Raw genomic sequence first — 437 nt, 5'->3', positions numbered from 1 at the left:
GGTGTGGAACGCGCGCGGACACAGTGCGTCGAACTGCGCGGACAGAACCAGTGCCGGGCAGCCGACATCACGTAGTCGGGTCCGAGCGTCGGTTCTCGTCGACTGTGCCGCGAGCTGGTTTCGGAACACCTCCGGCCCGACTCGTCGGGCCATGGCCTCGAAGCGTGCTCGGTTGGATTGGAGCGATTCCGGATCTGCGAACATCTTGGGCGCCAAGATGTCAGACACGACGTGTCGGAAATGCCCGGCGCGCGTTGCCGCCGCCATATCCCGCCACGCCGTCAGCTGTTGAGCCGTCGGGTTACGAGGATTGGTGGAGATCGCGCAGAATCCGACGACCCGTTCCGGGGCAATTCGCAAGATCTCGAAGCCGACGATGGCTCCTAAGCTGAGGCCGACCAACACGAATCGGTCGGGTGAGGAGTCGAGAACCTCGG

The 437-nt window shown here is 64.1% G+C and carries 1 protein-coding gene; it reads right to left on the bottom strand.

Annotation, left to right across the window (positions count from 1 at the left end; genetic code table 11):
* Positions 1-437: alpha/beta fold hydrolase (locus GOOTI_RS10545; RefSeq protein WP_039993912.1), on the bottom strand; the 437-nt coding region annotated here is incomplete at both ends.

It is taken from the genome of Gordonia otitidis NBRC 100426, from assembly GCF_000248075.1.
GTDB classification, from domain to species: domain Bacteria; phylum Actinomycetota; class Actinomycetes; order Mycobacteriales; family Mycobacteriaceae; genus Gordonia; species Gordonia otitidis.
The sequence above is the reverse complement of the archived record's forward strand: the minus strand, read 5'-3'. Positions and strand labels throughout refer to the sequence as shown.